This window comes from Halomonas sp. ND22Bw, assembly GCF_003011945.1.
GTDB classification, from domain to species: Bacteria; Pseudomonadota; Gammaproteobacteria; order Pseudomonadales; family Halomonadaceae; genus Halomonas; species Halomonas halophila.
Map to the genome: position 1 here is coordinate 1 of NZ_PXWD01000400.1, position 346 is coordinate 346.

Annotated in this window: 1 protein-coding gene; it reads right to left on the minus strand. The window is 62.1% G+C overall.

The window, feature by feature from the left end; all coding sequences use genetic code 11:
* Window positions 1-107 precede the first annotated feature (107 nt).
* Window positions 108-346, minus strand: a 239-nt coding sequence (locus CVH10_RS26695; protein ID WP_219924821.1) for a hypothetical protein, incomplete at its 5' end; no start/stop codon positions are given.

The following is a 346-nucleotide window of genomic DNA, read 5'->3' on the forward strand; positions in this document are numbered from 1 at the left end:
TCATGCAACTTCAACATGATTGCCTCCTCAGCTGGTCCAGGGACCGCCGAGGTTCGCAACCAATATAATGCGCAGCAACTGCGCACACTATCATGGGAATTCGCCGGTTACGCCGCGCTCCTCCGCATTACCGCTTCCTCGCGATAAGCGATCATCCATCGCGGCCTTGAAAAGGCGCTCGAACTCACCGGCGTCGTCGACGGCAACGAGGGCAAGACGCTCAACTCGGGCGCGAAGGCCGCGGCGCGCTCGCGGTTCGAAAGCTGCAAGCAGCGGTTCTTCGGGGCGCTCCTCCTGTCAGCGAAGCTCCCGACCGTCATCGCGGCGATCGAACAGCATCTGGCGG